At 52.1% G+C, this 22,848-nt stretch carries 23 protein-coding genes and 1 riboswitch; of the genes, 11 read left to right on the forward strand and 12 right to left on the reverse strand.

Translation table 11 applies throughout. The features are described from left to right. Window positions 1-7: 7 nt before the first annotated feature. The 7 genes from ftsL to ilvI all read right to left on the reverse strand — a co-directional run bounded on the left by ftsL (window position 8) and on the right by ilvI (window position 5,775). Window positions 8-373, reverse strand: a complete 366-nt coding sequence (gene ftsL / locus ACJHYD_RS06335) for a cell division protein FtsL (RefSeq protein WP_000625658.1) — start codon at window positions 371-373, stop codon at window positions 8-10. Continuing rightward, complete coding sequence (rsmH, locus tag ACJHYD_RS06340) at window positions 370-1,311, reverse strand: 16S rRNA (cytosine(1402)-N(4))-methyltransferase RsmH (RefSeq protein WP_000970479.1); 942 nt, start codon at window positions 1,309-1,311, stop codon at window positions 370-372. The genes ftsL and rsmH overlap by 4 nt, the downstream gene beginning before the upstream one ends. 1 nt (window position 1,312) lies before the next feature. Continuing rightward, window positions 1,313-1,771, reverse strand: a complete 459-nt coding sequence (mraZ, locus tag ACJHYD_RS06345) for a division/cell wall cluster transcriptional repressor MraZ (protein ID WP_001295770.1) — start codon at window positions 1,769-1,771, stop codon at window positions 1,313-1,315. Between the two features lie 601 nt (window positions 1,772-2,372). After that, window positions 2,373-3,377, reverse strand: a complete 1,005-nt coding sequence (cra, locus tag ACJHYD_RS06350) for a catabolite repressor/activator (protein WP_000762401.1) — start codon at window positions 3,375-3,377, stop codon at window positions 2,373-2,375. 81 nt (window positions 3,378-3,458) lie between these two features. Further along, window positions 3,459-3,545, reverse strand: a complete 87-nt coding sequence (locus ACJHYD_RS06355) for a fruR/shl operon leader peptide (protein ID WP_001303787.1) — start codon at window positions 3,543-3,545, stop codon at window positions 3,459-3,461. Window positions 3,546-3,556: 11 nt separating this feature from the next. Next, a complete protein-coding gene (gene ilvN / locus ACJHYD_RS06360; protein ID WP_001252744.1) occupies window positions 3,557-4,048 on the reverse strand; it encodes an acetolactate synthase small subunit in 492 nt (163 codons plus the stop codon). 2 nt (window positions 4,049-4,050) lie between these two features. Next, window positions 4,051-5,775, reverse strand: coding sequence for an acetolactate synthase 3 large subunit (gene ilvI / locus ACJHYD_RS06365; protein WP_001550599.1), 1,725 nt, complete (start codon window positions 5,773-5,775; stop codon window positions 4,051-4,053). A gap of 119 nt (window positions 5,776-5,894) precedes the next feature. Between ilvI and ACJHYD_RS06370 the strand changes: the two genes are divergently transcribed. Further along, on the forward strand, window positions 5,895-5,939 hold the full coding sequence (locus ACJHYD_RS06370) for a protein YabR (RefSeq protein WP_120795371.1): 45 nt from the start codon (window positions 5,895-5,897) through the stop codon (window positions 5,937-5,939). Between the two features lie 154 nt (window positions 5,940-6,093). On the opposite strand, the gene leuO is transcribed toward ACJHYD_RS06370, so the two are convergent. Continuing rightward, entirely contained in the window at window positions 6,094-7,038 is a 945-nt protein-coding gene (gene leuO / locus ACJHYD_RS06375) for a transcriptional regulator LeuO (protein WP_001115472.1), read from the reverse strand. 658 nt (window positions 7,039-7,696) lie between these two features. On the opposite strand from leuO, the gene leuL reads away from it, so the two are divergent. The 5 genes from leuL (at window position 7,697) to leuD (ending at window position 12,557) form a co-directional block, all read left to right on the forward strand. Further along, window positions 7,697-7,783 carry a leu operon leader peptide gene (leuL, locus tag ACJHYD_RS06380; protein ID WP_001300467.1) on the forward strand — a complete coding sequence of 29 codons (87 nt, stop codon included), beginning with the start codon at window positions 7,697-7,699 and terminating at the stop codon, window positions 7,781-7,783. A gap of 92 nt (window positions 7,784-7,875) precedes the next feature. Then, window positions 7,876-9,447, forward strand: a complete 1,572-nt coding sequence (leuA, locus tag ACJHYD_RS06385; RefSeq protein WP_000082847.1) for a 2-isopropylmalate synthase — start codon at window positions 7,876-7,878, stop codon at window positions 9,445-9,447. Continuing rightward, window positions 9,447-10,538 (forward strand): 3-isopropylmalate dehydrogenase, encoded by a 1,092-nt coding sequence (leuB, locus tag ACJHYD_RS06390; RefSeq protein ID WP_000042358.1) that lies wholly within the window; start codon window positions 9,447-9,449, stop codon window positions 10,536-10,538. The genes leuA and leuB overlap by 1 nt, the downstream gene beginning before the upstream one ends. Before the next feature lie 2 nt (window positions 10,539-10,540). Next, on the forward strand, window positions 10,541-11,941 hold the full coding sequence (leuC, locus tag ACJHYD_RS06395; RefSeq protein WP_001140665.1) for a 3-isopropylmalate dehydratase large subunit: 1,401 nt from the start codon (window positions 10,541-10,543) through the stop codon (window positions 11,939-11,941). 10 nt (window positions 11,942-11,951) lie between these two features. Continuing rightward, on the forward strand, window positions 11,952-12,557 hold the full coding sequence (leuD, locus tag ACJHYD_RS06400; protein ID WP_000818239.1) for a 3-isopropylmalate dehydratase small subunit: 606 nt from the start codon (window positions 11,952-11,954) through the stop codon (window positions 12,555-12,557). A gap of 107 nt (window positions 12,558-12,664) precedes the next feature. On the opposite strand, the gene sgrT is transcribed toward leuD, so the two are convergent. Beyond that, on the reverse strand, window positions 12,665-12,796 hold the full coding sequence (gene sgrT / locus ACJHYD_RS06405) for a glucose uptake inhibitor SgrT (protein WP_001248769.1): 132 nt from the start codon (window positions 12,794-12,796) through the stop codon (window positions 12,665-12,667). An 88-nt stretch (window positions 12,797-12,884) separates the two neighbouring features. On the opposite strand from sgrT, the gene sgrR reads away from it, so the two are divergent. Beyond that, window positions 12,885-14,543, forward strand: coding sequence for a DNA-binding transcriptional regulator SgrR (gene sgrR / locus ACJHYD_RS06410; protein WP_001550598.1), 1,659 nt, complete (start codon window positions 12,885-12,887; stop codon window positions 14,541-14,543). Between the two features lie 229 nt (window positions 14,544-14,772). Here sgrR and espY2 read toward each other — a convergent pair whose 3' ends face one another. Further along, a complete protein-coding gene (espY2, locus tag ACJHYD_RS06415; RefSeq protein ID WP_001550597.1) occupies window positions 14,773-15,342 on the reverse strand; it encodes a T3SS effector EspY2 in 570 nt (189 codons plus the stop codon). 241 nt (window positions 15,343-15,583) lie between these two features. Next, window positions 15,584-15,683: riboswitch (TPP riboswitch) on the forward strand. A gap of 30 nt (window positions 15,684-15,713) precedes the next feature. Between espY2 and thiB the strand changes: the two genes are divergently transcribed. Genes thiB through thiQ form a run of 3 tightly spaced genes read left to right on the forward strand, consistent with a single transcriptional unit; the run spans window position 15,714 to window position 18,965 of the window. Further along, a complete protein-coding gene (thiB, locus tag ACJHYD_RS06420; RefSeq protein ID WP_001550596.1) occupies window positions 15,714-16,697 on the forward strand; it encodes a thiamine ABC transporter substrate binding subunit in 984 nt (327 codons plus the stop codon). Next, window positions 16,673-18,283 (forward strand): thiamine/thiamine pyrophosphate ABC transporter permease ThiP, encoded by a 1,611-nt coding sequence (thiP, locus tag ACJHYD_RS06425; protein WP_001550595.1) that lies wholly within the window; start codon window positions 16,673-16,675, stop codon window positions 18,281-18,283. Before thiB ends, thiP begins: the two co-directional genes overlap by 25 nt. After that, on the forward strand, window positions 18,267-18,965 hold the full coding sequence (gene thiQ / locus ACJHYD_RS06430; protein ID WP_001550594.1) for a thiamine ABC transporter ATP-binding protein ThiQ: 699 nt from the start codon (window positions 18,267-18,269) through the stop codon (window positions 18,963-18,965). The genes thiP and thiQ overlap by 17 nt, the downstream gene beginning before the upstream one ends. 113 nt (window positions 18,966-19,078) lie before the next feature. On the opposite strand, the gene ACJHYD_RS06435 is transcribed toward thiQ, so the two are convergent. After that, a complete protein-coding gene (locus ACJHYD_RS06435; RefSeq protein WP_001550593.1) occupies window positions 19,079-19,843 on the reverse strand; it encodes a DedA family protein in 765 nt (254 codons plus the stop codon). A gap of 85 nt (window positions 19,844-19,928) precedes the next feature. After that, entirely contained in the window at window positions 19,929-20,807 is an 879-nt protein-coding gene (gene araC, locus ACJHYD_RS06440; protein ID WP_001300811.1) for an arabinose operon transcriptional regulator AraC, read from the reverse strand. Window positions 20,808-21,145: 338 nt separating this feature from the next. Between araC and araB the strand changes: the two genes are divergently transcribed. Then, the gene (araB, locus tag ACJHYD_RS06445; RefSeq protein WP_000951847.1) at window positions 21,146-22,846 is read left to right on the forward strand and encodes a ribulokinase; all 1,701 of its coding nucleotides are present in this window, start codon (window positions 21,146-21,148) and stop codon (window positions 22,844-22,846) included. Window positions 22,847-22,848 lie beyond the last annotated feature (2 nt).

The following is a 22,848-nucleotide window of genomic DNA, read 5'->3' on the forward strand; positions in this document are numbered from 1 at the left end:
TTTATCCTTATTTTTGCACTACGATATTTTCTTGTGACGGATCAACATGCTGCATTTGCAGCTTTTCCGTGGCGATCCTTTCCACCCGGCTATGGTCGCCGAGCGCATTCTCTTCAAGGATCAGGTTGCGCCATTCAATGTCTAAAGCATCTCGCTCCAGCACCAGTTGTTCGCGCTGAGCGGTCAGTAAACGGGTATGGTGCGCCGTGGTTACCACGGTCACCGCCGTCAAAATAATGCAAATGAACAGGCAGAGTGGCAGCTTCCCAAATCGCAAAAGATCGTCACCGATAACACCAGGCAATGCATGGCGCTCGTGGCTTCCCATCGATCCTTTAACTTTGCTTAGAGCTTCTGTCACTCTGCTGATCATGCGTTCGTCCTCTCTGCAATACGCAGAACTGAACTACGGGCACGAGGGTTCTCAGCCACCTCTTCTTCGCCCGGCATTAACTTGCCTAGTGCTCGCAGCTGACGGCCACCCAGTTTTTTGAGCTGCTCTTCAGTCATCGGTAACCCTGCCGGAACTTGCGGACCGCGGCTGTTTTCACGCATAAAACGTTTCACAATACGGTCTTCCAGCGAGTGGAAGCTGATGATCGAAAGCCGCCCACCCGGGGCCAGCACGTTGAGCGAGCTTTTTAGCGCCTGCTCTATCTCCTCCAGTTCACTGTTTACCCAAATGCGCACCGCCTGGAAGGTCCGGGTCGCGGGATGTTTAAACTTATCTTTCACCGGCGTAGCGGCAGCCACGACTTCCGCCAGTTCTTTGGTGCGGGTCATCGGCTGTTCGCGGTTACGCTCGACAATGGCGCGGGCAATGCGTTTGGCAAAACGCTCTTCACCATAGGTTTTCAATACCCAGGCGATATCGGCTTCTTCTGCGGTTTGTAGCCATTCAGCGGCTGACTGCCCACGGGTTGGGTCCATACGCATGTCCAGCGGACCATCGCGCATAAAGGAAAAGCCGCGTTCAGCATCATCAAGTTGCGGTGAAGAGACGCCAAGATCGAGGAGAATGCCGTCGATCTTGCCGATAAGATCGCGCTCGGCAACATATTCGCCCAGCGCGGAGAAAGGTCCGTGGATGATGGAGAAGCGCGGATCATCAATAGTCTTCGCAACGGCGATAGCCTGCGGGTCGCGATCGATCGCCAGCAAACGCCCCTCTTCGCCAAGCTGCGAGAGGATCAGACGTGAGTGACCACCGCGACCAAAAGTCCCATCAATGTAGATGCCATCAGGACGGATATTGAGGCCATTAACGGCTTCATCCAGCAGCACCGTAGTATGTTTATAGTTTTCCATCATTTTATAGAGACAAGTCCTGCAGTCGCTCTGATAAGTCTCCAGTAGCCAACTGCTCTGCGTCGATATCTTCCTTGACCTGTTGATGCCAGGTTGTTTCATCCCACAGCTCAAACTTGTTGAACTGTCCAACCAGCATCACTTCTTTTGTCAGCCCGGCATGTTGCCGCAGTACTGGCGCGATTAACAATCGACCTGCGCCATCCATCTGACATTCGCTGGCATGACCTAACAGTAGGCGCTGCACACGGCGCTCAACCGGGTTCATGCTCGACAGACGCGATAATTTTTGCTCGATAATTTCCCATTCAGGCAGGGGGTAAAGCAGCAGGCACGGGTGATGAATGTCAATGGTGCAAACCATTTGACCGGCAGCGTTCTCAAGCAGCTGCTCCCGATAACGGGTAGGCACTGATAAGCGCCCTTTGCTGTCGAGATTGACTAACGTTGCTCCCCGGAACATGCCAGCCTCACCCCTTATTCCCACTTTGCCCCACAATTTCCCACTGAAAGGAGTTTACGGAGCGGAGGAAAAGCTTGTCAAGCCAGTCACAAGGCATACCGAGGTAAAAAACCCGATGTTTACGGCTAATATCAGCGTTGTTTATTTTACGTCCAACGTGCGAAGCAAATTAACGTTATGAATAGCTGTAAGAAAAAATCCCTCATCGTCATCACCGTTTTAAAATGACTAACTATTTTCCACAGCAAATATAAAGTGTCAGTTTGCGACGCGAGCGGCATTTTAGGACATATCTTCCCCGGTTAACAGTCCCTGTTGCGTCTGTGTGGCGCTTGATGCCAGCGGGTTTGCGCAAAAGCAAAGAAAAGTGTTTGTTAAATCGGCAATTCATCTCTGCATGTAACAAAATAATGCAAAAACGCGCTATCGATATCACTTAATTATTGTGAATTTCATCTGGTGAGGTAATTAACGGGCAGGTTTATAAGCATTTATCAATAATAGCCAGGAATAGTCTTATTTACTTTAAGGATATTGATGTCCATTCCCGTACTCAACGCGCCAGAGAGAAATTCACCTGACGCGTATTTTTGTTCGCGGCTTAGCTACGGCTGAGCACGCCGCGGCGATAGAGATTACGTTTAATGCGCGTTAAACCAGGTTTTGGCTTACGCGGTTCGTCCAGGCTTGCCAGGACAATCTCCAGCACACGCTCTGCGACATCGCGGTGACGTTGAGCCACTGCCAGCACCGGGCACTGTAAGAAGTCGAGCAGTTCGTTATCGCCAAAGGTGGCAATTGCCAGGTCAGAAGGCAGTTTGCCGTCACGACGTAGCGTGACATCCATCACCCCTTGCAACAACGCAAACGACGTTGTGAACAGTGCCTGCGGCATCGGATGCGTTTCCAGCCATTTTTCGAATAACTGGGCAGCCGCCTCCCGCTCATAGCTGTTGGCATAAAGGAAATGCACTTCGCGCGGATCATCTTTCCAGGCAGTACGGAAACCTTGTTCACGCAGGAAGCTGACAGAAAGCTCCGGCAGCGCGCCAAGATAAAGTACCGTCTCGGCGGGAAACTTACGTAACTCTTCCGCCAGCATTTCGGCATCATCCTGATCGGCACCAACCACGCTGGTGAAATGTTCACGATCGAGGGCGCGGTCCAGCGCGACAATCGGGAACGGGTCGTTAGCCCAGCGTTGATAAAAAGGATGCTCAGGTGGCAACGACGTCGAAACAATAATGGCATCAACCTGACGCTGCAAAAGATGCTCGATACAACGCATTTCGTTGTCGGGCTGATCTTCCGAGCAGGCAATCAGCAGTTGATAACCCCTTTGCCGCGCCTGGCGTTCAAGATAGTTAGCGATGCGGGTATAGCTGGTGTTCTCCAGATCGGGGATCACAAGACCAATAGAACGTGTGCGTCCAGCACGAAGCCCAGCTGCCACGGCGTTCGGGTGGTAATTGTGCTCACGCACCACAGCCATGACTTTTTCAACGGTTTTGTCGCTCACACGGTATTGCTTCGCTTTGCCGTTAATAACATAGCTTGCAGTGGTCCGCGACACTCCCGCCAGCCGAGCGATTTCATCCAGTTTCACAATTGCCCCTTGCGTAAAATGTAAAAACCATAGCCATTGTACTGGTATGGGTTAAATTCATTAACATCTAAGCGCAGAAAATTAACTGCGGCAACTGCTTTTATTCCAGGTTCCCACTGATTTCGCAAAAAAAGCCCAACGTGACATGTTGGGCTGCAAATTGCGCATTGAGATCATTCTCAACGCATTATTTTATCGCCGCGCGAAAGTCCGACTACACCAGAGCGAGCAACTTCCACAATTTTCGCCACATCGCGAATCGATGCTAAAAATGCATCAAGCTTATCGCTGGTGCCTGCTAATTGAACGGTATAAAGCGAGGGTGTGACATCAATAATTTGCCCACGGAATATTTCCGTATTACGTTTAACTTCGTCACGCCCGTAGCCGCTGGCCTGAATTTTCACCAGCATGATTTCCCGCTCAACATGCGCGCCCTGCCCTAACTCGCTCACGCGTAATACATCGACTAGCTTGTGTAATTGCTTTTCGATCTGCTCAAGCACTTTTTCATCGCCCACGGTCTGGATGGTCATACGCGATAATGTCGGATCGTCAGTTGGTGCAACGGTCAGGCTTTCAATGTTGTAGCCTCGCTGGGAAAAAAGGCCAATCACGCGGGATAACGCGCCTGATTCATTTTCGAGTAAGACTGATAATATCCGGCGCATAATCAGGTTCTCTCCGTTTTGCTTAACCACATTTCATCCATTCCGCCCCCGCGAATCTGCATCGGGTAGACGTGCTCACTGCCATCGACGGTGACATCAACAAACACCAGGCGATTATTACGCACCTGTTCCAGCGCCTCGCTAAGTTTGCTTTCCAGTTCTTGCGGATGAGCAATCTGGATCCCGACGTGACCATAGGCTTCCGCCAGACGAACGAAATCGGGTAGAGATTGCATATAAGATTGTGAATGACGGCCGGAATAGATCATGTCCTGCCACTGTTTCACCATCCCCAGATAGCGGTTATTGAGATTCACTACCAGTACCGGCAACTCGTATTGCAACGCGGTAGACAGTTCCTGGATGTTCATCTGAATACTGCCGTCGCCCGTGACGCAAACCACGGTTTCTTCTGGCAACGCCATTTTGACGCCCAGTGCCGCAGGTAAACCAAAACCCATCGTGCCGAGGCCGCCAGAGTTGATCCAGCGACGCGGTTTGTCGAATGGATAATAAAGCGCAGCAAACATCTGGTGCTGCCCGACATCGGACGTCACGTAAGCGTCTCCCTTCGTCAACCGCCAAAGAGTCTCGATCACCGCCTGCGGTTTAATCTTTTCACTGTGAGAGTCATATTTCAGGCACTGACGAGCGCGCCACTGTTCAATCTGTTGCCACCAGTCGCGGATCTCATCCAGCGGTTGATGGACGGATTCTTGCGACAGGAGTTCAAGCATTTGTTCGAGGACCTGGCGAGCATCCCCCACAATCGGGATATCAGCAGTCACGGTTTTAGAAATGGAAGTAGGATCAATATCGATATGCAGAACCGTGGCATTTGGGCAGTACTTCGCCAGATTGTTCGTCGTTCGGTCATCAAAACGTACCCCGACGGCAAAAATCACATCCGCGTTATGCATCGTCATATTAGCTTCGTAGGTGCCGTGCATTCCCAGCATGCCCAGTGCCTGACGATGCGTTGCCGGAAACGCCCCCAGCCCCATTAATGAGGAAACAACGGGCAGGTTCAACGCCTCCACCGTTTCTTTTAGCTGCTGATGACAGCCCGCCGTGATTGCCCCACCGCCTACATAGACAACCGGTTTTTTTGCCGCCACCAGCGTTTGCAGAGCACGCTTAATTTGCCCTTTATGCCCGGAGGTCGTGGGATTGTAAGATCGCATACTGACCGACTCCGGCCAGACGTAGGGTAATTTGTTCGCCGGATTAAGAATATCTTTGGGTAAATCAACGACCACGGGCCCAGGGCGACCACTTGCCGCCAGCCAGAAAGCCTTTTTCAGCACCTGCGGAATGTCTTCCGTTTGCTTAACCAGAAAACTGTGTTTAACCACCGGGCGAGAAATCCCCACCATGTCGCACTCCTGAAAGGCATCGTAGCCTATCAACGAGGTCGCTACCTGCCCGGAAAGGACAACTAATGGAATGGAATCCATATAAGCGGTGGCAATGCCAGTAATCGCATTGGTCGCCCCTGGACCCGACGTTACCAGCACGACGCCGACTTCCCCGGTCGCGCGCGCCAGACCATCGGCCATATGCACCGCCGCCTGCTCATGACGAACTAAAACATGATCGATACCACCCACGGTATGCAATGCATCGTAAATATCAAGGACCGCGCCTCCGGGATAACCGAATACTTGTTTAACGCCCTGATCGATAAGCGATCGGACGACCATCTCGGCTCCAGACAACATCTCCATGGCCTGCCTCACTGTTTGACGGAAAAAAATGTGTAAAACACATTAACCGTCCGATCTTGCTTAAGCAATTGGCAGCCAGAGACATAAACACGGGGTAATAAGAATAAACAGGAGGAAAGGTGAAAAGAAACGATAAAATCCTCCATTACAGAGGATTAAATTGATAATAAATCGGCTGAATCCCACAACTTACAGCAATTTCTCTATTTTTTTAATTAATCCTAAAATAGAGAGCACACACATTCAGAATAAAATTCTACATTCAATAAAAAATGCAGAATAAACCAGACATTGATGTCTGACCTATTCTGCATTCAGTTAGCGTTTGCAAATTGAGACTAATTGCTCTTCCATCCACTGATGGCCTTTATCGCGCCCGGCAGCTTCATGCCAGGAGAGATAACAGGTTCTGCTGTTTTGTTTTAACGGCAGCGGTAATACCTGTAATTCTAAGGATTCAGCGAACTCTTCCGCCAGCCAACGCGGCGCAATAGCGACCAGATGCGTTTGCGACACCACGCTAAGTACGCTCATCATTGCCATGCCCTGATACGCGATACTGGCTTGCTTATCTACCGTGTCATACCACGGTTGACTAAATGACGCGAAACGATCGAGCGAAACCGCCGCATGTTGTTCGTTATAAACATCATGTTTCAGTAACGGGCCTTTAATTGTTGGATGATTTTTGCTGGCTACCAGCACCATTTCATCTTTAAATAATGGCACACTGGTAAATTCAGGACGATGGAAGTCTTCATAACTAATCACAAACTCCGTTTCCTGATAACGCAGCTGATGTTCAGTGTTCTGATTTAATGAAGACTTGAACATAACATGTATATTTGGCGCAATCTGCTCAATGTGATTATAAATCTGCGAGGTCAGAATGCTGTCTAACGGGCTGCAGACACAAAGATGAAATACACGTTCACTACTGGCAGGCTCAAAGCCTGAACCTGGTAATTCATTTTGTACTAATTGCAATGCCTGACGAACTGAACCAAAAAGTTGAAATGCGCGAGCAGTCGGTTGAATACCACGGCCATAACGAACAAAAAGCTCGTCATTAAACATCACCTTCAGGCGTGCAACAGCGTTACTGACCGCAGGTTGCGACATTCCCAGAACATGAGCGGCACGGGTAATGTTTTGCTCCTGCATCACGGCATCGAAAACGGTTAATAAGTTGAGATCGACCATGCGTAGCTGTGGCTTGCTTAACTCCGCCGTCTCTGGATGATCTGTTTGTACCTCTGGCATACTTAACTCCACTGTCACACTTAACTCCCTTTCCCTTATTGGAATGCAGAGAAATAATCCTCGAGAATATGATTTATCATGCATATAAAATAAGAAAAAGGAAAATGAGTAAAATTAGGAAAACATAAAGATACGGGTTCTTATAAAAACAGAATCCATTGCCGTGGAAAGCGTCATTTACCACAGCATAATAATCCATAATGTTTTTGTTGCGAAAACAATCTAATCATAACTACCGCGAATACTCAATCATCCACAAAATGGATTAAATGTGCTTTTTTAATAATTAATTTATATGTTTAATGCATTAATCCTTAACATTAATTGATCAATAATATTCACCAAATCAATATCAAAAAATTCGCAAAACATATAATTCAATACAAATCATCAGGATAGGTTTCGTAACGCGTGCATTTTATCCCCCTTTCCCTCGTCGATTAGATGCAAAAATTTATTCTGAAATATGTCAACCGATGAAAAGCGGCGGTGGTTAAGCAGAAATTAATATCGCTTGTTTTAACCACCGCAGCACAATTAGCTAATTTGACGGATGCAGAACTCATGCTGGCGGGACGTTTTTATTACGTCAGGGTTGACATCCGTTTTTGTATCCAGTAACTCTAAAAGCATATCGCATTCATCTGGAGCTGATTTAATGACTCACATCGTTCGCTTTATCGGTCTACTACTACTAAACGCATCTTCTTTGCGCGGTAGACGAGTGAGCGGCATCCAGCATTAAGCCAGCACGCAGTCAAACAAAAAACCCGCGCCATTGCGCGGGTTTTTTTATGCCCGAAGCGAGGCGCTCAAAAAGAGACAAGGACCCAAACCATGAGCCAGCAAGTCATTATTTTCGATACCACATTGCGCGACGGTGAACAGGCGTTACAGGCAAGCTTGAGTGTGAAAGAAAAACTGCAAATTGCGCTGGCCCTTGAGCGTATGGGTGTTGACGTGATGGAAGTCGGGTTCCCCGTCTCTTCGCCGGGTGATTTTGAATCAGTGCAAACCATCGCTCGCCAGGTTAAAAACAGCCGCGTATGCGCGTTAGCTCGCTGCGTGGAAAAGGATATCGACGTGGCGGCCGAATCTCTGAAAGTCGCCGAAGCCTTCCGGATTCATACCTTTATTGCCACTTCGCCAATGCACATTGCCACCAAGCTGCGTAGCACGCTGGACGAGGTGATCGAACGCGCTATCTATATGGTGAAACGCGCCCGTAATTACACCGATGATGTTGAATTTTCTTGCGAAGATGCCGGACGCACCCCAATTGCCGATCTGGCGCGAGTGGTCGAAGCGGCGATTAATGCCGGTGCCACCACCATCAACATCCCGGACACCGTGGGCTACACCATGCCATTTGAGTTCGCCGGAATCATCAGCGGGCTGTATGAACGCGTACCCAACATCGACAAAGCCATTATTTCCGTACATACCCACGACGATTTGGGCCTGGCGGTCGGAAACTCACTGGCGGCGGTACATGCCGGTGCACGCCAGGTGGAAGGTGCAATGAACGGGATCGGCGAGCGTGCCGGTAACTGTTCCCTGGAAGAAGTGATCATGGCGATCAAAGTTCGTAAGGATATTCTCAACGTTCATACCGCCATTAATCACCAGGAAATATGGCGCACCAGCCAATTAGTTAGCCAGATTTGTAATATGCCGATCCCGGCAAACAAAGCCATTGTTGGCAGCGGCGCATTCGCACACTCCTCCGGTATTCATCAGGATGGTGTGCTGAAAAACCGCGAAAACTACGAAATCATGACACCAGAATCTATTGGTTTGAACCAAATCCAGCTGAATCTGACCTCTCGTTCGGGACGTGCGGCAGTAAAACACCGCATGGATGAGATGGGGTATAAAGAAAGTGAATATAATTTAGACAATTTGTACGATGCCTTCCTGAAGCTGGCGGACAAAAAAGGTCAGGTGTTTGATTACGATCTGGAGGCACTGGCCTTCATCGGTAAGCAGCAAGAAGAGCCGGAGCATTTCCGTCTGGATTACTTCAGCGTGCAGTCTGGCTCTAACGATATTGCCACTGCCGCCGTCAAACTGGCCTGCGGCGAAGAAGTCAAAGCAGAAGCCGCCAACGGTAACGGTCCGGTCGATGCCGTCTATCAGGCGATAAACCGCATCACTGACTATAACGTCGAACTGGTGAAGTACAGCCTGACCGCCAAAGGCCACGGTAAAGATGCGCTGGGTCAGGTGGATATTGTCGCCAACTACAATGGTCGCCGCTTCCACGGCGTCGGCCTGGCCACCGATATTGTCGAGTCCTCCGCCAAAGCCATGGTGCACGTACTTAACAATATCTGGCGTGCCACAGAAGTCGAAAAAGAGTTGCAACGCAAAGCTCAACACAACGAAAACAACAAGGAAACCGTGTGATGTCGAAGAATTACCATATTGCCGTATTGCCGGGGGACGGTATTGGTCCGGAAGTGATGACCCAGGCGCTGAAAGTGCTGGATGCCGTGCGCAACCGCTTTGCGATGCGTATCACCACCAGCCATTACGATGTAGGCGGCGCAGCCATTGATAACCACGGGCAGCCGCTGCCGCCTGCGACGGTTGAAGGTTGTGAGCAAGCCGATGCCGTGCTGTTTGGCTCGGTAGGTGGTCCGAAGTGGGAACATTTGCCGCCAGACCAGCAACCAGAACGCGGCGCACTGTTGCCTTTGCGTAAACACTTCAAATTATTCAGCAATCTGCGTCCGGCAAAACTGTATCAGGGGCTGGAAGCATTCTGTCCGCTGCGTGCTGACATTGCCGCTAACGGCTTCGACATCCTGTGTGTGCGCGAACTGACCGGCGGCATCTATTTCGGTCAGCCAAAAGGCCGCGAAGGTAGCGGACAATATGAAAAAGCGTTTGATACCGAGGTGTATCACCGTTTTGAGATTGAACGTATCGCCCGCATCGCGTTTGAATCTGCTCGTAAACGTCGCCATAAAGTGACGTCTATCGACAAAGCCAACGTGCTGCAATCCTCTATTTTATGGCGGGAGATCGTTAACGAGATCGCCACGGAATACCCGGATGTCGAACTGGCGCATATGTACATCGACAACGCCACCATGCAGCTGATTAAAGATCCATCACAGTTTGACGTCCTGCTGTGCTCCAACCTGTTTGGCGACATTCTGTCTGACGAGTGCGCAATGATCACTGGCTCAATGGGGATGTTGCCTTCCGCCAGCCTGAACGAACAAGGTTTTGGTCTGTATGAACCGGCAGGCGGCTCCGCACCAGATATCGCAGGCAAAAACATCGCCAACCCGATTGCACAAATCCTGTCGCTGGCACTGCTGCTGCGTTACAGCCTGGATGCCGATGATGCGGCTTCCGCCATTGAACGCGCCATTAACCGCGCATTAGAAGAAGGCATTCGCACCGGAGATTTAGCCCGTGGCGCTGCCGCCGTTAGTACCAATGAAATGGGCGATATCATTGCCCGCTATGTGGTAGAAGGGGTGTAATCATGGCTAAGACGTTATACGAAAAATTGTTCGACGCTCACGTAGTGTACGAAGCCGAAAACGAAACCCCGCTGTTATATATCGACCGCCACCTGGTGCATGAAGTGACCTCACCGCAGGCGTTCGATGGTCTGCGCGCCCACGGTCGCCCGGTACGTCAGCCGGGCAAAACCTTCGCCACCATGGATCACAACGTCTCTACCCAGACGAAAGACATTAATGCCTGCGGTGAAATGGCGCGCATCCAGATGCAGGAGCTGATCAAAAACTGCAAAGAGTTTGGCGTCGAGCTGTATGACCTGAATCACCCGTATCAGGGGATCGTCCATGTAATGGGGCCGGAACAGGGCGTCACATTGCCGGGGATGACTATTGTCTGCGGCGACTCGCATACCGCCACCCACGGCGCGTTTGGCGCACTGGCCTTTGGTATCGGCACTTCCGAAGTTGAACACGTACTGGCAACGCAAACCCTGAAACAGGGTCGTGCGAAGACCATGAAAATTGAAGTCCAGGGCAAAGCCGCGCCGGGCATTACCGCAAAAGATATCGTGCTGGCAATTATCGGTAAAACTGGCAGCGCAGGCGGCACCGGGCATGTGGTGGAGTTTTGCGGCGAAGCAATCCGTGATTTAAGCATGGAAGGTCGTATGACCCTGTGCAATATGGCAATCGAAATGGGCGCGAAAGCCGGTCTGGTTGCACCGGACGAAACTACCTTTAACTATGTCAAAGGCCGTCTGCATGCGCCGAAAGGCAAAGATTTCGACAACGCCGTTGCCTACTGGAAAACCCTGCAAACCGACGAAGGCGCAACTTTCGATACCGTTGTGACTTTGCAGGCAGAAGAAATTTCACCGCAGGTCACCTGGGGCACCAATCCAGGTCAGGTGATTTCCGTGAACGACAATATTCCCGATCCGGCTTCGTTTGCCGATCCGGTTGAACGCGCGTCGGCAGAAAAAGCGCTGGCCTATATGGGGCTGAAACCGGGTATTCCGCTGACAGAAGTGGCTATCGACAAAGTGTTTATCGGTTCCTGCACTAACTCGCGTATTGAAGATTTACGCGCGGCGGCTGAAATCGCCAAAGGGCGGAAAGTCGCGCCAGGCGTGCAGGCACTGGTGGTTCCCGGCTCTGGCCCGGTAAAAGCCCAGGCGGAAGCGGAAGGTCTGGACAAAATCTTTATTGAAGCCGGTTTTGAATGGCGCTTGCCAGGTTGCTCAATGTGTCTGGCGATGAACAACGATCGCCTGAATCCGGGTGAGCGTTGTGCCTCCACCAGCAACCGTAACTTTGAAGGCCGCCAGGGGCGTGGAGGGCGCACCCATCTGGTCAGCCCGGCAATGGCTGCCGCTGCTGCTGTGACCGGACATTTCGCCGACATTCGCAACATTAAATAAGGAGCACACCATGGCAGAGAAATTTATCAAACACACAGGCCTGGTGGTTCCGCTGGATGCCGCCAATGTCGATACCGATGCAATCATCCCGAAACAGTTTTTGCAGAAAGTGACCCGTACAGGTTTTGGCGCGCATCTGTTTAACGACTGGCGTTTTCTGGATGAAAAAGGCCAACAGCCAAACCCGGACTTCGTGCTGAACTTCCCGCAGTATCAGGGCGCTTCCATTTTGCTGGCGCGGGAAAACTTCGGCTGCGGTTCCTCGCGTGAGCACGCGCCGTGGGCATTGACCGATTACGGTTTTAAAGTGGTGATTGCCCCGAGTTTTGCTGACATCTTCTACGGCAACAGCTTTAACAACCAGCTGCTGCCGGTGAAATTAAGCGACGCAGAAGTGGACGAACTGTTTGCGCTGGTGCAGGCCAATCCGGGGATTTATTTCGACGTGGACCTGGAAGCGCAAGAGGTGAAAGCGGGAGAGAAAACTTATCGATTTACCATTGATGCCTTCCGCCGCCACTGCATGATGAATGGTCTGGACAGCATTGGCCTGACCCTGCAGCACGACGACGCTATTGCGTCTTATGAAGAGAAGCAACCGGAATTTATGCGTTAGTTTGTAAACCGTCCGGCACTCAATCGCCAAAAAGAAAAAAGCCAGCAGATAATCACTGCTGGCGTGGCGATTAACACCAATACTCAGTCACACATGATGTCCGCAAATCAGTAGCCAGAATGACTCCCCTCCCACTGCATCAGTTCTTCAAGCATGGTTAATCGTTGTGGGACGCTTAACCAACGCAACCAGCACAACTTCGCTGTCGCGGTAAAATAGTGCTGATAAAACTGACGCATGGGGCACCTCCTTGCTTCATCGTTAGGAATTATTGACTTAATATAGGGAAAATAAAATTGCTGACTTTTGCGCAGGAGTTCCCCTTTTATGCCATCTGCTCGTCTGCAACAACAGTTCATCCGCCTGTGGCAATGCTGCGAGGGTAAATCGCAGGACACGACGCTCAACGAACTGGCAGCGTTATTGAGCTGCTCGCGTCGTCATATGCGTACCCTGCTCAACACCATGCAGGATCGCGGCTGGCTGACGTGGGAAGCGGAAGTCGGGCGCGGTAAACGCTCGCGTCTGACCTTCCTCTATACCGGGCTGGCACTTCAGCAACAGCGGGCGGAAGACCTGCTGGAGCAGGATCGTATCGACCAACTAGTGCAGTTGGTTGGCGACAAAGCGACTGTGCGGCAAATGCTGGTTTCTCATCTGGGCCGCAGCTTCCGCCAGGGGCGGCACATCCTGCGCGTGCTCTACTATCGTCCGTTGCGTAATCTGCTACCTGGCAGCGCATTGCGTCGTTCCGAAACCCATATCGCCCGGCAAATCTTCAGTTCGCTAACGCGCATAAATGAGGAAAATGGGGAACTGGAAGCGGACATAGCCCACCACTGGCAGCAAATATCACCGCTTCACTGGCGTTTCTTTTTGCGTCCAGGAGTCCATTTTCATCATGGTCGTGAACTGGAAATGGACGATGTGATCGCCTCTTTAAAACGGATCAATACGCTGCCGCTCTATTCGCATATTGCTGAAATTGTATCGCCGACGCCCTGGACGCTGGATATCCACCTCACGCAGCCGGACCGCTGGTTGCCGTTACTGCTGGGACAAGTTCCGGCGATGATCCTGCCGCGCGAATGGGAAACCATCAGTAACTTTGCCAGCCATCCCATCGGCACCGGTCCGTATGGGGTGATCCGCAACAGCACCAATCAACTGAAAATTCAGGCATTCGATGACTTCTTCGGTTACCGGGCATTAATCGACGAAGTTAACGTCTGGGTTCTACCGGAAATTGCCGACGAGCCAGCCGGAGGGCTGATGCTAAAAGGTCCACAGGGCGAGGAAAAAGAGATTGAAAGCCGCCTGGAGGAAGGTTGCTACTATTTACTGTTCGACAACCGCACCCATCGCGGGGCGAATCAGCAAGTCAGGGACTGGGTAAGCTATGTGCTTTCTCCAACTAATCTGGTCTATTTCGCTGAGGAACAGTACCAGCAACTGTGGTTCCCGGCTTATGGACTGCTCCCACGTTGGCACCATGCTCGTCCGACACATTGCGAAAAACCCGCCGGGCTGGAAAGCCTCACCCTGACCTTTTATCAGGATCATATTGAGCATCGAGTGATTGCCGGGATCATGCAGCAGATTCTGGCAAGTCACCAGGTCACGCTGGAAATCAAAGAGATCAGCTACGATCAGTGGCATGAAGGAGAGATCGAGAGCGATATCTGGCTTAACAGCGCCAACTTTACGCTGCCGCTGGATTTTTCGCTGTTCGCGCACCTGTGCGAGGTGCCGCTGCTCCAACACTGTATTCCGATCGACTGGCAAGCCGACGCCGCCCGCTGGCGCAATGGCGAAATGAATCTGGCGAACTGGTGCCAGCAACTGGTCGCCAGTAAAGCAATGGTGCCACTTATCCACCACTGGCTGATCATTCAGGGGCAACGCAGTATGCGCGGTCTGCGTATGAACACCCTCGGCTGGTTCGATTTTAAATCAGCGTGGTTTGCGCCGCCGGATCCAGAGTAGCTTGTGCCTTTTGGCGGTCATGAGCGCGTTTTTTATATTCAGACGGAATGAATAAAATACATTACTTTTATATTTTCTCTGTTTTATGCATCGTCTGATTAGAGTCGCAAATAAGATTAAAGAAGGGGCATTCCAGCCCCTCTTTCATATTCTGAGTTAATCAATAACGGCGCAGCCTAGCCGTGTTCTGGCCGGAAAGGTCAGCTTTTTCAGGTTAACCTCGCGCAGGTCAGTCATACCAACGGCTATTGTTCGTTTCAGCATTGCTCAGGTCAACCTCGAGACGGTCAATACCACAAATGACAACCCCGTTAAAGTAAGCATGACTCAGATCAATGCACCCGGTACTGGTGCTCTCTTTCAGCTGCAAATCCAGAGTAAGTATCGCCTCATCTCCAATAAAAAAACTGACTCTTAACGTATCTCCTGACGAGAGTGAGGCCTTCGCGGCCATATTTTCCGGATCTATTGCATGTTCTTTGAGTTTATTAAAATTTATCAGCCAGTGGGTAAACTTATCACGCGCATCCCCATCTACAGCCCCGGTAAAGTATTTTGAGTAGTCATCACAATTCTGGAAATAAAATGCATCCTTCAGAATTTGCCTTGCCGCAGTCTGGGAATGTTTATCTGACCGGAAGAGATTGCGTAACGTCTCCCATAGCTCTTCAAAGATATTCATATTCTCGGTCTTTTTGACCAGGTTAACCATCCTGATAATCTGAGAATGAGTAAGGCCTGGATCTTTAGTGGTATTACTTGCAGGGATACTAATCTGTTCTGGGTTTCTTACTTTCATGCTGATAGCTCCACTCTGAGTTAAAAACTCAGAATAAGCGTCCTGAATAAGAATACTGTCAAAAATCGCTCATTCACGCAATAAACTGTTACGTTACCGATTCTGACTGAAGCTAAGGGATTCTTTCGGATCGACACCCTTCAGCTATGCAAATACGTCCTTGATAGCTGAACGAATATTGGCTTTTTTAATACACCTTCTCTATGGATTGCTGGTTGATAACAAAATCACTACACTAACGCCGTTCTCAACGGGGTGCCACGCAGCCGCGTGCGCTGAGAAAATACCCGTCGAACCTGATCCGGATAACGCCGGCGAAGGGATTTGAGGCTCCTTCTCAAGTCCTTTGCCACTCTTTTTTGAGGTGCAAAGTGTTAAAAAAATGTCTTCCCCTGCTGTTGCTGTGCACAGCGCCTGTTTTCGCTAAATCCGTTCTGACTGTTTATACCTACGATTCCTTTGCCGCTGACTGGGGACCTGGTCCGGTGGTCAAAAAAGCCTTTGAAGCAGACTGTAATTGCGAACTGAAACTGGTGGCGCTGGAAGATGGCGTTTCGCTGCTCAACCGTCTACGGATGGAAGGCAAAAACAGCAAAGCCGATGTGGTGCTGGGGCTGGATAACAACCTGCTGGACGCCGCCAGCAAAACCGGGTTGTTTGCTAAAAGCGGTGTGGCAGCGGAAGCCGTTAACGTTCCCGGCGGCTGGAAAAATGACACCTTTGTGCCGTTTGACTATGGCTATTTCGCCTTCGTCTATGACAAGAACAAACTGAAAAATCCGCCGCAAAGCCTGAAAGAACTGGTTGAGAGCGATCAAAACTGGCGGGTGATTTATCAGGATCCGCGCACCAGCACGCCGGGACTGGGTCTGCTGTTGTGGATGCAAAAAGTCTATGGCGATGACGCCCCACAAGCCTGGCAGAAACTGGCGAAGAAAACGGTCACGGTCACCAAAGGCTGGAGCGAAGCCTACGGCCTGTTTTTAAAAGGTGAAAGCGATCTGGTCCTGAGTTACACCACCTCTCCGGCTTATCACATTCTCGAAGAGAAGAAAGATAACTACGCCACCGCGAACTTCAGCGAAGGTCACTATTTGCAAGTGGAAGTCGCCGCCCGCACCGCTGCCAGCAAGCAGCCAGAGCTGGCGCAAAAATTCCTCCAGTTTATGGTTTCTCCGGCTTTCCAGAATGCGATCCCAACCGGCAACTGGATGTATCCGGTGGCAAATGTCACGCTGCCTGCCGGGTTTGAACAATTGACCAAACCGGCAACCACGCTGGAGTTCACGCCAGCCGAAGTGGCGGCACAACGTCAGGCATGGATTAGCGAATGGCAACGCGCCGTCAGCCATTAATTCCCGGCTGGTTAATTCCAGGTGTAAGCGCCGCTACGCTTGTGGTGGCGGTTGCACTGGCGGCGTTTCTCGCCCTGTGGTGGAACGCGCCGCAGGGTGACTGGGTGGCAGTCTGGCAGGACAGCTATCTGTGGCATGTGGTGCGCTTCTCCTTCTGGCAGGCGTTTCTCTCGGCGCTGCTCTCTGTCGTGCCCGCGATATTCCTTGCCCGCGCCCTCTACCGCAGGCGCTTTCCAGGACGGCTGGCGCTGTTGCGTCTGTGTGCCATGACCTTGATCCTCCCGGTGCTGGTTGCTGTTTTCGGCATTCTTAGCGTCTATGGTCGCCAGGGCTGGCTGGCATCGCTCTGCCAATCGCTCGGTCTGGAGTGGACCTTTTCGCCCTACGGCCTGCAAGGCATTTTGCTGGCCCATGTGTTTTTTAATCTGCCGATGGCGAGCCGCTTATTACTCCAGGCACTGGAAAACATTCCCGGCGAACAACGTCAGCTTGCCGCCCAGCTTGGGATGCGCGGCTGGCATTTTTTCCGCTTCGTCGAATGGCCGTGGTTACGGCGACAAATCCCGCCAGTTGCTGCGCTTATCTTTATGCTCTGTTTCGCCAGCTTCGCCACCGTGCTGTCGCTGGGCGGCGGTCCGCAGGCGACCACTATCGAGCTGGCTATTTATCAGGCGCTGAGTTACGACTACGATCCTGCCCGCGCGGCGATGCTGGCGTTGATCCAGATGGTGTGTTGCCTCGGGCTAGTGCTGTTGAGTCAGCGATTGAGTAAGGCCATTGCGCCCGGCACTACTCTGCTGCAAGGCTGGCGCGACCCGGACGATCGTCTGCATAGCCGCATTTGCGACACGGTGTTAATTGTGCTGGCGCTGCTGCTGTTGCTACCACCGTTACTGGCGGTGATCGTCGATGGGGTAAATCGCCAGTTGCCGGAAGTGCTGGCACAACCGGTGCTGTGGCAGGCGCTGTGGACCTCGTTGCGTATTGCGCTGGCGGCAGGCGTATTATGCGTAGTGCTGACCATGATGCTGCTATGGAGCAGTCGCGAACTGCGGGTGCGGCAAAAAATGCTGGCGGGTCAGGCGCTGGAGATGAGCGGCATGTTGATCCTCGCCATGCCGGGGATTGTGCTGGCTACGGGCTTCTTTTTACTGCTCAACAACACTATCGGCCTGCCGCAATCTGCTGACGGCATTGTGATTTTCACCAATGCGTTAATGGCGATCCCTTATGCGCTGAAGGTGCTGGAAAACCCGATGCGCGATATCACCGCGCGTTACAGTATGTTGTGTCAGTCGCTGGGCATTGAAGGCTGGTCACGCTTAAAAGTGGTGGAGCTGCGCGCCCTGAAACGCCCACTGGCGCAGGCACTGGCCTTTGCTTGTGTGCTATCGATTGGTGATTTTGGCGTGGTGGCGTTGTTCGGTAACGATGATTTCCGTACCCTGCCGTTTTATCTCTACCAGCAAATTGGCTCCTATCGCAGCCAGGACGGCGCGGTCACCGCGTTAATTCTGCTGCTACTCTGTTTTCTGCTGTTTACTGTGATTGAAAAACTACCGGGGCGAAATGTTAAAACTGACTGATATCACCTGGCTTTACCACCATTTGCCGATGCGTTTTAGCTTAACGGTGGAACGCGGCGAGCAGGTGGCGATCCTCGGGCCAAGCGGCGCGGGTAAAAGTACCCTGCTGAATTTGATCGCCGGTTTTCTGACGCCAGCCAGCGGTTCGCTGACTATCGACGGCGTTGATCACACCACTACGCCGCCGTCACGCCGTCCGGTGTCGATGCTGTTTCAGGAGAACAACCTGTTCAGTCACCTGACGGTCGCGCAGAACATCGGGTTGGGGCTTAATCCAGGATTGAAGCTGAACACGGCACAGCAGGAGAAAATGCACGCTATCGCCCGCCAGATGGGGATTGATAATTTAATGGCGCGATTACCGGGCGAGCTTTCTGGCGGTCAACGACAGCGCGTGGCGTTAGCGCGTTGTCTGGTGCGCGAACAGCCGATTTTATTGCTCGATGAACCGTTCTCTGCGCTCGATCCGGCGTTACGTCAGGAGATGTTGACGCTGGTGAGCACGAGCTGCCAGCAGCAAAAAATGACGTTATTGATGGTGTCGCACAGTGTGGAAGATGCGGCGCGGATCGCCACACGCTCGGTGGTGGTCGCCGACGGGCGCATCGCCTGGCAGGGTATGACCGATGAGTTGTTGAGCGGTAAGGCGAGTGCTTCGGCACTATTGGGGATTACGGGTTAGTATGCACTGTCGGATGCGGCGTGAACGCCTTATCCGACCTACGGACAGTGCGTTTTGTAGGCCTGATAAGACGCGGCAAGCGTCGCATCAGGCAACCCGCACAAGGCTATCCCCTAACCCCCAACCACTTTACGCAAAATATCGATATACATCGGCATCAACGGGTGGCGAATTAACACCACCAGCGCCACTACACCGACGGCAGAAATCAACGGCGTCAGCCACAACAAACGACCGCGCGACAAATAATGACTTAAACGATCGGTTGCTTTACCGCTGCGCCATAACCGCCAGCACAGCCAGCCACCAACCCACAAAAATACCGCCGTCGCCAGCAGCAACCATTTAAACTCGCCGCTCTGCATTCCGGCTGGAATATCGATCGCCGCACCCGCCAGAATCCCCGGCAGGAAGTAAAACGGTGGCCACAGCAGGCAGCCGATAATATTCGGCGTAATAAATTTTGCCACCGGGAGATCCAGCATTCCCGCCACCATTGGCACCAGCGGACGCGTCGGGCCAACAAAACGACCGACCAGAATGGTGAACATGCTGTGTTGATGCAACGCATGTTCAGTTTTATCAAGTAGTGCTTTGTTTTTCTTCAGAAATGACCAGCGATGCAATGGCTTTTTAAAACGCCAGCCCAGCCAGAAGGAGATCCAGTCGCCCAGCAGGCAACCGACGATCCCTGCCAGCCAGGCGTGCCAGAAACTTAACTCGCCGCTGCCAATCAGCGCCCCCAGCCCCGCCATCAGCACCGTACCGGGTAGAATCAAACCGACCAGCGCCAGCGACTCCAGAAAGGCCACCAACACCACCGCCATCAATGAATACACGGTGGATTGGGTAATAAAGTGTTCCAGCAATGCTTGCATAATGTGCCTGTCAAATGGACGAAGCAGGGATTCTGCAAACCCTATGCTACTCCGTCAAGTCGTCAATTGTCTGATTCGTTACCAATTATGACAACTTGACGGCTACATCATTCACTTTTTCTTCACAACCGGCACGGAACTCGCTCGGACTGGCCCCGGTGCATTTTTTAAATACTCGCGAGAAATAGAGTTGATCGTCAAAACCAACATTGCGACCGACGGTAGCAATAGGCATCCGGGTGGTGCTCAAAAGCAGCTTCGCCTGACTAATGCGTTGGTCCTCGCGCCAGCTTAAGACGCTAATTCCTAACTGCTGGCGGAACAGATGCGACAGACGCGACGGCGACAGGCAAACATGCTGTGCGACGCTGGCGATATCAAAATTGCTGTCTGCTAGGTGATCGCTGATGTACTGACAAGCCTCGCGTACCCGATTATCCATCGGTGGATGGAGCGACTCGTTAATCGCTTCCATGCGCCGCAGTAACAATTGCTCAAGCAGATTTATCGCCAGCAGCTCCGAATAGCGCCCTTCCCCTTGCCCGGCGTTAATGATTTGCCCAAACAGGTCGCTGAAATGCGGCTGGTGCGCTTCATCCGGGCGAAAGAAACCCGTATTGGCAAATATTGACGGCCAGTTAAGCCATTCATGCCAGTAGGCGCGCGGACGAAAGTAAACCCACTGGTGATACCATTCGCGAGCCTCCGGATGACGACCGTAGTGATGAATCTCTCCTGGCGGGAACAGCAAAATATCACCCGGTCGGCAGACAAATTCTCGTCCCTGATTTTTCACCACCCCCTGGCCGCGTATGGTGAGATTGAGAATATAACCCTTCATTCCCAGTGGTCGGTCGATAAAAAAATCGAGATAACCGTTGGCCTCAATCGGCGTTAAACCCGCCACCAGATGGGCGTTAAACGAGTATCCCGGCAGCAGGGGATCATTTTGCGCTTCAGCCATACTTTTCATACTCCCGCCATTCAGAGAAGAAACCAATTGTCCATATTGCATCAGACATTGCCGTCACTGCGTCTTTTACTGGCTCTTCTCGCTAATCCAACCGGTAACCCCGCTTATTAAAAGCATTCTGTAACAAAGCGGGACCAAAGCCATGACAAAAACGCGTAACAAAAGTGTCTATAATCACGGCAGAAAAGTCCACATTGATTATTTGCACGGCGTCACACTTTGCTATGCCATAGCATTTTTATCCATAAGATTAGCGGATCCTACCTGACGCTTTTTTTCGCAACTCTCTACTGTTTCTCCATACCCGTTTTTTTGGATGGAGTGAAACGATGGCGATTGCAATTGGCCTCGATTTTGGCAGTGATTCTGTGCGAGCTTTGGCGGTGGACTGCGCCACCGGTGAAGAGATCGCCACCAGCGTAGAGTGGTATCCCCGTTGGCAGAAAGGGCAATTTTGTGATGCCCCAAATAACCAGTTCCGTCATCATCCGCGTGACTACATTGAGTCAATGGAAGCGGCGCTGAAAACCGTGCTTGCAGAGCTTAGCGCCGAGCAGCGCGCAGCTGTGGTCGGGATTGGCGTTGACACAACCGGCTCGACGCCCGCACCGATTGACGCGGACGGTAACGTCCTGGCGCTGCGCCCGGAGTTTGCCGAAAACCCGAACGCGATGTTCGTATTGTGGAAAGACCACACCGCGGTTGAAGAAGCGGAAGAGATTACCCGCTTATGTCACACGCCGGGCAACGTTGACTACTCCCGCTATATTGGCGGTATTTATTCCAGCGAATGGTTCTGGGCAAAAATACTGCATGTAACTCGCCAGGACAGCGCCGTGGCGCAATCTGCCGCATCGTGGATTGAGCTGTGCGACTGGGTGCCAGCTCTGCTTTCCGGTACCACGCGCCCGCAGGATATTCGTCGCGGACGTTGCAGCGCCGGGCATAAGTCGCTATGGCACGAAAGCTGGGGCGGCCTGCCGCCAGCCAGTTTCTTTGATGAGCTGGACCCGATCCTCAATCGCCATTTGCCTTCCCCGCTGTTCACTGATACCTGGACTGCCGATATTCCGGTGGGCACCTTATGCCCGGAATGGGCGCAGCGTCTCGGCCTGCCTGAAAGCGTGGTGATTTCCGGCGGCGCGTTTGACTGCCATATGGGCGCAGTTGGTGCAGGCGCACAGCCTAACGCTCTGGTAAAAGTTATCGGTACTTCCACCTGCGACATTCTGATTGCCGACAAACAGAGCGTTGGCGAGCGGGCAGTGAAAGGTATTTGCGGTCAGGTTGATGGCAGCGTGGTGCCTGGATTTATCGGTCTGGAAGCAGGCCAATCGGCGTTTGGTGATATCTACGCCTGGTTTGGTCGCGTACTCGGCTGGCCGCTGGAACAGCTTGCCGCCCAGCATCCGGAACTGAAAGAGCAAATCAACGCCAGCCAGAAACAACTGCTTCCGGCGCTGACCGAAGCATGGGCTCAAAATCCGTCTCTGGATCACCTGCCGGTGGTGCTCGACTGGTTTAACGGCCGCCGCACGCCAAACGCTAACCAACGCCTGAAAGGGGTGATTACCGATCTGAACCTCGCTACCGACGCTCCGCTGCTGTTCGGCGGTTTGATTGCTGCCACCGCCTTTGGCGCACGCGCAATCATGGAGTGCTTTACCGATCAGGGGATCGCCGTCAATAACGTGATGGCGCTGGGCGGCATCGCGCGGAAAAACCAGGTCATTATGCAGGCCTGCTGCGACGTGCTGAATCGCCCGCTGCAAATTGTTGCCTCTGACCAATGCTGTGCGCTCGGTGCGGCGATTTTTGCTGCCGTCGCCGCGAAAGTGCACGCAGACATCCCCTCAGCCCAGCAAAAAATGGCCAGTGCGGTAGAGAAAACCCTGCAACCGCGCAGCGAACAGGCACAACGCTTTGAACAGCTTTATCGCCGCTATCAGCAATGGGCGATGAGCGCCGAACAACACTATCTTCCAACTTCCGCCCCGGCACAGGCTGCCCAGGCCGTTCCGACTCTATAAGG

The sequence above is a fragment of the Escherichia sp. WS1368 genome, assembly GCF_046487485.1.
Taxonomy (GTDB): domain Bacteria; phylum Pseudomonadota; class Gammaproteobacteria; order Enterobacterales; family Enterobacteriaceae; genus Escherichia; species Escherichia coli.

Excerpts from the sequence above, each read along its gene's own strand:
- sgrT (WP_001248769.1), bottom strand. The coding sequence starts at position 12,796 with ATGCGTCAGTTTTATCAGCACTATTTTACCGCGACAGCGAAGTTGTGC.
- ftsL (WP_000625658.1), bottom strand. The coding sequence starts at position 373 with ATGATCAGCAGAGTGACAGAAGCTCTAAGCAAAGTTAAAGGATCGATG.
- leuA (WP_000082847.1), top strand. The coding sequence starts at position 7,876 with ATGAGCCAGCAAGTCATTATTTTCGATACCACATTGCGCGACGGTGAA.
- ilvN (WP_001252744.1), bottom strand. The coding sequence starts at position 4,048 with ATGCGCCGGATATTATCAGTCTTACTCGAAAATGAATCAGGCGCGTTA.
- sgrR (WP_001550598.1), top strand. The coding sequence starts at position 12,885 with ATGCCATCTGCTCGTCTGCAACAACAGTTCATCCGCCTGTGGCAATGC.
- mraZ (WP_001295770.1), bottom strand. The coding sequence starts at position 1,771 with ATGTTCCGGGGAGCAACGTTAGTCAATCTCGACAGCAAAGGGCGCTTA.
- ilvI (WP_001550599.1), bottom strand. The coding sequence starts at position 5,775 with ATGGAGATGTTGTCTGGAGCCGAGATGGTCGTCCGATCGCTTATCGAT.
- leuL (WP_001300467.1), top strand. The coding sequence starts at position 7,697 with ATGACTCACATCGTTCGCTTTATCGGTCTACTACTACTAAACGCATCT.
- ACJHYD_RS06435 (WP_001550593.1), bottom strand. The coding sequence starts at position 19,843 with ATGCAAGCATTGCTGGAACACTTTATTACCCAATCCACCGTGTATTCA.
- espY2 (WP_001550597.1), bottom strand. The coding sequence starts at position 15,342 with ATGAAAGTAAGAAACCCAGAACAGATTAGTATCCCTGCAAGTAATACC.
- leuO (WP_001115472.1), bottom strand. The coding sequence starts at position 7,038 with ATGCCAGAGGTACAAACAGATCATCCAGAGACGGCGGAGTTAAGCAAG.
- thiP (WP_001550595.1), top strand. The coding sequence starts at position 16,673 with ATGGCAACGCGCCGTCAGCCATTAATTCCCGGCTGGTTAATTCCAGGT.
- rsmH (WP_000970479.1), bottom strand. The coding sequence starts at position 1,311 with ATGATGGAAAACTATAAACATACTACGGTGCTGCTGGATGAAGCCGTT.
- araB (WP_000951847.1), top strand. The coding sequence starts at position 21,146 with ATGGCGATTGCAATTGGCCTCGATTTTGGCAGTGATTCTGTGCGAGCT.
- araC (WP_001300811.1), bottom strand. The coding sequence starts at position 20,807 with ATGGCTGAAGCGCAAAATGATCCCCTGCTGCCGGGATACTCGTTTAAC.
- leuB (WP_000042358.1), top strand. The coding sequence starts at position 9,447 with ATGTCGAAGAATTACCATATTGCCGTATTGCCGGGGGACGGTATTGGT.
- leuD (WP_000818239.1), top strand. The coding sequence starts at position 11,952 with ATGGCAGAGAAATTTATCAAACACACAGGCCTGGTGGTTCCGCTGGAT.
- ACJHYD_RS06355 (WP_001303787.1), bottom strand. The coding sequence starts at position 3,545 with ATGCGCAATTTGCAGCCCAACATGTCACGTTGGGCTTTTTTTGCGAAA.
- thiQ (WP_001550594.1), top strand. The coding sequence starts at position 18,267 with ATGTTAAAACTGACTGATATCACCTGGCTTTACCACCATTTGCCGATG.
- leuC (WP_001140665.1), top strand. The coding sequence starts at position 10,541 with ATGGCTAAGACGTTATACGAAAAATTGTTCGACGCTCACGTAGTGTAC.